We start from the raw sequence: 7896 nt of genomic DNA on the forward strand, positions 1-7896 counted from the left end.
GGGCGGCGCCTTGATGCAGGCCGTCGCCGCTTGCATCGCCAAAGCGAGGGGTTAGGTAAATTTAAAGGATAAAAATGAAAATCTTATTATTTGCGCTACTTGCGGCGATAAATTTATTCGCTAGCGAGTCTGTCCTTTCGCCATTGCTGGCCGCAGATACGCTAGAAAAGCTCAAAAAATGCAAAAATCCCGACCTAAATGCCACCAAAGAGTGCGTGCAAGCGGGCATGGTAGCGGCTAACTTAAAGCAAGACTACGGCGCGGCGGAGGGACTGTTTAGCCTAGCCTGCGCCAAAGGAGACGGCGAGGGCTGCTTTTATCTGGGCGAACTTTATAAAAATAATCTAGTAAAAGCTGCGGATAAGAGCGAGCGCGAGACCAAGATTAGCGCGTATTACAAGGCTAGTTGCGTCCTTTATGAGTATTTGCCCGGTTGCTTGGCGTTAGCTAATTTCATGCAAGAAGAGCTAGGCGACGAGGTGCAGTCGTTTGCGATAAACAATACTCTATGTAACAAAAAATACGCTCCCGGATGCTACAACGTGGGCTGGATGATAGAGCGAACGGGAGGCGATATAGGCGAGATGATGGAGTATTACGAGCGCTCGTGTAAGCTAGGCTACGCAGACGGTTGCGCGCGAGCGGCGTGGCTGTATGAGGGAAATTTCAACGAAAACAGATACGAGCAAGTAAAAAAAGACGCAAAAAAGGCAAAGCAAATGCGAAAAAAGGCGTGCGAGCTAGGCGATAAGCAAAGCTGCTAGATTGACAGTAAGGCGTTTTGACAAAAATTTTAAAACGATAAAACTCTAGAAAGTCTTAACATAGCTAGCAATGTGGAGTAGTAACTTTTAGCATATTTTTGAATTCTGCAAAAAATTTACTAATTTATATTTTTAAGTTTATAAAAGCTCTATCATACTTTTTATAGTAGCTAGTGAAGTAAAGTTAAATTTTTACTTCACTAGACTTAAAAGTAAAATTTTTAAAGAGCTTGTGTTTGCTTATACTTTTAATCATTAAGACAATCAATAAAACTCATTGATAAATTTTCTTCTAAATCTTATTTTTAATAAAAATGAATATTAACTTTTTTAAATAAAGCTAAATATAACAATGTAATTTTAAGTCATTAGGTTATAAAAATTTTTTAAATTTTATTTTTAAGGATTGCAACATGAAAATGCTATTTTTAGCCCCTGTCTTAGCATGTAGTCTTGCTTTTAGTGCAGATGTCATCGCAAAAGATGCCAATATAACGCTAGATGGCAAGATGATCGGAAAGATCGAGGTTTTAACACCAGTTGAAGTCGTCGAAAAAGGCGATAAAACGAGTAAGATCAAGGTTAGTGGTGTCGTGTCGGCAAACTACTTAGCCCAACTTCAAAGAAGTATAGAAGATCCTGAAGTTTTTGTAGCTTTTGATAACGAGAGCGAGACAAATTTCAAAAAAGTAAAAGATCTTGAAGATGACTACGGCGAGGTTTGGTACCAAGTTGATGGGCTTTATGAAGTGCCAAATGACGCGCTTGGTGGCAACCAAAAAGAGCTTTACGCAAAGGCAAAGAAAATTTACGAAGAGACCTGCTCAGCATGTCACAGGCTGCATGAACCAAACAGCTTCACAGCTGCTCAGTGGCCAGCAAATTTATCTGGTATGGTCGATGCGAAATTTGTCGCACTTGATGAAACTGACCTAAATTTAGTGCTTAAATACCTACAACACAATGCCAAAAAAGTAAAATAAATTTTCATAAGGGAGAAAATATGAAAAGACGAGATTTTATAAAATTTTCTGCACTTGCTGCCACAGCAGCGCAGGCAAACAAGATAGAGGGCGTGACTAAGACCATTTTTGACCAAAACAAAACCTTTGGAGCAAATAGATTTGGTCTATTTTGGGCAAATACCAACTCAAATCAAATCGTCTCCATTGATCCATTTGAGGGCGATAAATTCCCAAATACAATGAATAATAGCTTGCCAGACCTCATCCAAAACGAAAGCCGTGTGCTCTATCCATACGTAAGAAAGAGCTACCTAAAGGCAAAAGGCGCAGCAAAAAGTGAGCTTCGTGGCAAGGAAAAATTTGTGCGTGTTAGCTGGGATACAGCACTTGATTTAGCTGCAAAAGCCTTAAAAGAAAATTTTGACAAATATGGCCCTGAAAGCATCTACGGCGAATGCTACTGGTGGGGCGGCAGCGGTAAGATCAGCTGGGGTAGGACTGTTGGTCACAGGATGCTAAAAGTGCTTGGCGGATACGTCGAGGAAAGCGGTGACTACTCAACAGGCGCTGGCCTTGTCATCATGCCTCATGTCCTTGGAAATAGTGCGGTTTATGACGCTCCTACAAAATGGGAAGCTATGGTTAAAAATGCTAAGAACATCGTATTTTGGGGTACTGACCCGCTTGTAACTGGTCAAATTTCATGGCAGCCACCAACACATGATGGTTATCTTGGTATTAAAAAGATAAAAGATGCTGGCATTAAAACTTATAGTGTTTGCGTCTTTAAAAACGACACCACAAGATACCTTGGCTCTGAAGCTATCATCGTTCGTCCAAACACTGACGTAGCAATGATGCTTGGCATGTGCCACTATCTCTATGAAAATAAACTCTATGACGAGGAATTTATCAAAAAATACACAGTTGGTTTTAATAAATTTAAAGATTATTTGCTTGGCACCACCGACAAAGTGGTAAAAGACGTAAACTGGGCTAGTAAAATTTGTGGTGTAAAAGCTGAAGATATAGCTAAATTTGCAACAGCGCTTGCAAAAGAGCCAAGCACTATCATCGCTGGCAGATCTCTTCAAAGACAAGATCACGGCGAGATGGGCTTTTGGGGTATCGTAACACTTAGTGCGATGCTTGGCCACATCGGTAAAGAGGGTCTTGGATTTGAGTTTAACCTCTACTACGGAAACGGCAGCACTGATAAGATAGCACCTGCTCTAAAAGGTATCAGTACTAGGATAAGCGAGAAATATGAAAACGTAGATGGTGCTCCGTGGAAGAAATTTAAAAACGTAACCATCCCATCTTCAAGATCAATCGAAGCTTTGCAAAATCCTGGCAAAGAGATAGATTATGATGGCTCTAAGATCAAACTTCCACATATGAGAGTAGCTTATATGGCCTCTGGTTCGATGTTTACAAGGCATCAAGACGTAAATAACGCCGTAAAAGCATGGCGTAAATTTGATACTGTTATCACAGCTGAGCCATACTGGACAAGCACAGCTAAACTAAGCGACATCGTCTTACCAGTGGCACTTGAAGTCGAGAGAAATGACATCAACCAAAGTGTCCCATCAAGCGAATACATCGTGGCATACAAACCAGTAGTTGAGCCAATGGGAGAAAGCAGAAGCGACTACTGGATATGCTCACAAATTTGCAAACGCTGGGGTAGAGAAGAGGTCTTTACAGAGGGTAAAGATGAGCTTGGCTGGGCAAAAGAGTTTTACGCAGATGCAGTGGAACAAGCTAAGGCGCTAGATCTTAAAATGCCAAGCTTTGATGAGTTTTGGAAAGAGGGCTATGTAAAATTTGACAAAGACAATGAAGAGACAAAATACTACACAAGACTTAGTGCATTTAGAGAAAATCCACACAAAAATCGCCTTGGCACGCCATCAGGTAAGATAGAGATCTACTCTCCAACTATTGCTAAATTTGGATACAAAGACTTTGCTCCACACTTTGCTTGGATCGAGCCGTTTGAGTGGCTTGGTAGTGAAAAAGCTAAGAAATATCCATTTAGCATCACAACCCCGCACTCAAGATATCGCCTCCACTCTCAGCTAAATAACTCAATAATCAGAAACTACGCTGAAGTGAGCGCAAGAGAGCCAATGCTTATAAACACAAACGACGCTAAGAAAAAAGGCATCACAACTGGTGATGTAGTGAGAGTCTTTAACGATAGAGGTGAAATTTTAGTAGGAGCGCTTGTCACTGACATCATCCCAGAGCGTGTTATCGCTATTTGCGAAGGTGCATGGTACGATCCTGAAGTGCCTGGCGAAAGAAGCCTTTGTAAGCACGGTTGCATCAATGTCCTAACACGCGACAAAGGCACATCTAGTATCGCTCAAAGCAACTGCGGACATACGATACTAGCGGATCTTGAAAAATATAAAGGCGAGATCAAACCAATAACTGCCTTTTCTAAACCAAAAATTTTACAATCTTTGTAGAATTTATATAAATTTAGCCCTCGCTTGGGGGCTAAATTATTTTTAGGTCATTTATATCTTCAAATTTGATCTTAGTTTTTACAACCATAAGAGTTTTATTTTTGAAATTTACGTCAGATATTAGTCCACTAGCACTTGTATAGGTGTAGCCGTCATGATAGCTCACATATACTTCATCAGCCGGCCTTAGCTCGCTTATCTTTTTTAAAATTTCATCAACCTTGCTCTCATCAAGTTCAAGTTTTTCGCATTTCTCTCGCTCTTTTTGTCGCAAGGCTCGCTCTAAGGTTGAGAGAGGATTAAACGAGCTAAAAATTTTTGCTCTATCTTTACTCGCCACTTTTGTGCCCTCCGATCTTTTTATTTCGGTCTTGCCCAGTGGCTTCTGGTAGTAGATCGATCGCTCTTAAAACCGAGTTTTTACCAAATTTTTCTTTTATGAGATTTAGGGATTTTAAAACTGCCTTTTCTTTAGTATCATCCTCAAAAAGACTAGAGTGAGCTAGGCTCTCTTTTACTACGTCATTTGCACTAATGCTAATTTGCCTAATGAGCCCAACATTTTTTATCTTATTTAAGAGCAACTCTTCGGCTGAACTCATCAGCACACTTGAGACATTTGTTGGTGTCTTAAACCGAACGCTTGCACGTTGTAGTGGCTCGAGTTTGTCGGCAAATTTTATATTTATCGTTATTCCACTTGCCATTACTTCTTTGTTTATCATCCTAAGCGCTAGCCTATCAGCCATCTCTTTTAGTACGACTACCGCCTCACAACGCTCATAGTCTCTTGGTAAAATTTCAGAGCTAAAGTAGGATTTTGTGCTTGGTTTATATGCTTTTATGTCAGCTATTGTCGTTGACTCTATGCCATTTGCGTGATCTATCGTTATATATGCATCAACTCCAAAAAATTTCTCAAGCAAGCTTCGCGGAGCATTTGCTATATCTTTCATACAAAAAATTCCATGTTTTTCCAGCTTTAGCCTAGTTTGCTTACCGATACGCCAAAAGTCATCTAGCGGTTGATGCGTCCAAAGACGTTCTTTATAAAGCTGCTCGTCTAAAAATGCAATCCCATCATCACTGTGCTTAGCTAGGATATCAAGGGCGATTTTTGCGAGGTATAAATTTGTACCCATGCCACAGGTGGCCGTCACACCAGTAGTTTTTAAAATTTCATCCATTATCTTTTTGGCTATGGATTTTGCATCGGTATTATAAAATTTAACATAAGAAGTAAGATCGATAAAGGCCTCATCGATAGAATAGACATAGATATCATCTTTTGAGACATACTTTAGGTATATCTCATAAATTTTAGCCGCATAGTCGATGTAAAACTGCATTCTAGGTGGTGCAATGATAAATTTTATAGCCTTTGGTATTTCAAAAAGCCTGCATCTATTTTTCACACCTTTAGCTCTAAGGGCTGGACTAACGGCTAGGCAAACACTTCCGTTGCCACGGCTATCGTCAGCCACGACTAGATCGGCTTTAAACGGATCAATCCCTCGCTCCACACACTCAACTGAGGCGTAAAATGACTTTAGATCAATGACGGCATAAAATTTTTGTGCTTCGTTTTTCATGGCGTGATTATAGATGAAAATTAGTAAAAGTTCGTTTTTGAAAGATTGATCTTAAGGCTAAAATTTCTAATAAAATTTTTTAGAAACAAAATAAGTAAAATGGATAAATTTTACTAGTGGAGCCAGAGCAAATGCAACGCACAACGAAGTTAATATAATTGGCTCTACTATTGAAAAAAGCGGACAATCAGGTGTTTATGGTGGTTTAACAGATAGAGGTGATGTAAATTCTATCAAAGTAAAAATAAAAATGGCGAGTCTATGCTTGGGGCTTTTGCTATGCCAACATTTGATAACAGCGATGAAGATGCCAAAATAGATGGTAGAGTTAGAAATTATGGACTTGGTATTTTTTCAAGACTAAATTTGCCGCGTGATTTTTATATCGATCTCATGGCAAAAGCTGGTAGGAGCCAGACTAAGAAGATTGATGCGAAAGATGTGGATTATAAAATCTCGATGCCATACTACAATGCTAGCTTTGGCATCGGCAAAAAGATAAAATTTGATAGCGGGCTAAACTACGCACTCTCTTATGTCGGTAGCGATGAGGCAGATATCGGACAAAGCACATTAAAATTTAGCAGCATTACATCAAGTAGAGCTAAAATTTACTCAAAAATAGCCTATGATGCTGGCAAATTTAATCCTTATGAAAAAATTAGCGCTGAGTATAAATTTAACACCAAGTCAAAAATAGTGGTGATCCAAGAAGACGAGGAGATCAGCCTAACTCAAAAAGGTACAAGTTCAGAGGTTGAGGTCGGTCTAAGATATACGCCAACTAATGCAACACTCATAAATTTTTGGCATAGCACAATCTTTTGGCAAAAAAGATCAAAGCAGCGCAAAACTTCAGTTTGCTTATAGATTGTAAAATTTAGTGGCTTTTTTGACCACTAAATTTTACTCATTTTTATAGATTTATCCGTAAATTTTCTTTAAATTTTCAAGCTTTGTACTAGCATTTAGTAGCAACATATCGGCGATAACTAGCCTTATCATCGCGGTTGCAACGACGCTTCCTCGTATGCCTATACAAGGATCATGCCTACCCCTTAGCTCAAAATCCACCGCCTCGCCAGCTAAATTTAGTGTCTTTTGCTCTTTAAATATCGAAGGCGTAGGCTTAAAATGGCTCTTTAGCACTATATCTTCGCCGCTACTTATGCCACCAAGTATACCTCCTGCATTGTTGCTTAAAAATCCAAGCTCGTCCATCTCATCGTTGTTTGCTGAGCCAAGCATAGAGCTTACATTCACGCCAGCACCTATCTCAACGGCCTTTACTCCATTTATACCCATCAAAGCTGCCGCTAACGCGCTATCTAGCTTATCATAAAGCGGCTCACCAAGACCAGCTGGCACTCCTCTAGCCACGCTTAAAACCACAGCTCCTACGCTATCGTGCTCGCTTCTAGCTTTATTTACCACTTCTTTCATCGCTTCCTCGTTGCCAAGAGCATAAATTTGCGAATTTTTAGCAAAGTTAAAGTCTATTTTGTCGCTAAAAACTTTGCCTATGCCAAGCACTCCACTTAAAATTTCTATATTAAACTCATTTAAAAGCAGCTGCGCAAAAGCCCCACCAGCTACTCTAACAGCCGTTTCTCTTGCACTTGAGCGTCCGCCGCCTCTGTGGTCTCTAAAACCATATTTTTTGAAATATGTAAAATCCGCATGGCCTGGACGGAAAATTTCACGTAAATTTTCATAGTCGTTTGACTTTTGGTTGTTGTTAAAAATGGCAAACCCTATCGGTGCTCCAGTACTCATGCCATCAAAGATGCCGCTAAAAATTTCTATCTTATCGGCTTCATCTCTTGCGGTTGTAAAGTTGCTTTGTCCAGGACGGCGTCTATCTAGCTCACTTTGGATGAAATCTGTATCGATCTTTAGCCCAGCTGGAAGTCCGTCTATCACGCCACCGATCGCCACCCCGTGGCTCTCGCCAAAGGTTGTTAAGGTTAGTTTTTTACCAAATGTATTCAAAATTTTTCCTATTTTTTGATTTTTTCTAGTGCGATTTTTGCTGCAAGCTGTTGGGCTTGCTTTTTAGAGCTGCCAACGGCACGTGAAATTTCTTTGCCATTTA

At 40.0% G+C, this 7896-nt stretch carries 8 protein-coding genes; 4 read left to right on the plus strand and 4 right to left on the minus strand.

Annotated elements, in window-relative coordinates; all coding sequences use genetic code 11:
* The first annotated feature begins 74 nt into the window (after positions 1 to 74).
* The 3 genes from TH67_RS09255 to TH67_RS09265 all read left to right on the plus strand — a co-directional run bounded on the left by TH67_RS09255 (position 75) and on the right by TH67_RS09265 (position 4209).
* Complete coding sequence (locus tag TH67_RS09255; protein WP_072595309.1) at positions 75 to 764, plus strand: tetratricopeptide repeat protein; 690 nt, start codon at positions 75 to 77, stop codon at positions 762 to 764.
* Positions 765 to 1177: 413 nt separating this feature from the next.
* Positions 1178 to 1747 (plus strand): hypothetical protein, encoded by a 570-nt coding sequence (locus TH67_RS09260; protein ID WP_072595310.1) that lies wholly within the window; start codon positions 1178 to 1180, stop codon positions 1745 to 1747.
* 20 nt (positions 1748 to 1767) lie between these two features.
* Positions 1768 to 4209: a molybdopterin-dependent oxidoreductase gene (locus TH67_RS09265; protein WP_072595311.1), complete on the plus strand. Its 2442-nt coding sequence runs from the start codon at positions 1768 to 1770 to the stop codon at positions 4207 to 4209.
* Between the two features lie 31 nt (positions 4210 to 4240).
* On the opposite strand, the gene TH67_RS09270 is transcribed toward TH67_RS09265, so the two are convergent.
* Complete coding sequence (locus tag TH67_RS09270; RefSeq protein WP_072595312.1) at positions 4241 to 4549, minus strand: YolD-like family protein; 309 nt, start codon at positions 4547 to 4549, stop codon at positions 4241 to 4243.
* The gene (locus TH67_RS09275) at positions 4539 to 5801 is read right to left on the minus strand and encodes a Y-family DNA polymerase (protein WP_072595313.1); all 1263 of its coding nucleotides are present in this window, start codon (positions 5799 to 5801) and stop codon (positions 4539 to 4541) included. The genes TH67_RS09270 and TH67_RS09275 overlap by 11 nt, the downstream gene beginning before the upstream one ends.
* A gap of 261 nt (positions 5802 to 6062) precedes the next feature.
* Here TH67_RS09275 and TH67_RS09280 point away from each other — a divergent pair, with 261 nt between their 5' ends.
* Positions 6063 to 6671, plus strand: a complete 609-nt coding sequence (locus TH67_RS09280) for an autotransporter domain-containing protein (RefSeq protein ID WP_072595314.1) — start codon at positions 6063 to 6065, stop codon at positions 6669 to 6671.
* Between the two features lie 54 nt (positions 6672 to 6725).
* On the opposite strand, the gene aroC is transcribed toward TH67_RS09280, so the two are convergent.
* Together aroC and TH67_RS09290 are read right to left on the minus strand one after the other, a co-directional pair.
* The gene (gene aroC, locus TH67_RS09285) at positions 6726 to 7793 is read right to left on the minus strand and encodes a chorismate synthase (RefSeq protein ID WP_072595315.1); all 1068 of its coding nucleotides are present in this window, start codon (positions 7791 to 7793) and stop codon (positions 6726 to 6728) included.
* Between the two features lie 8 nt (positions 7794 to 7801).
* On the minus strand, positions 7802 to 7896 hold a 95-nt coding region (locus TH67_RS09290; protein ID WP_257638074.1), incomplete at its 5' end, for a putative dsRNA-binding protein.

It is taken from the genome of Campylobacter concisus, from assembly GCF_001891085.1.
Classification (GTDB): Bacteria; Campylobacterota; Campylobacteria; order Campylobacterales; family Campylobacteraceae; genus Campylobacter_A; species Campylobacter_A concisus_O.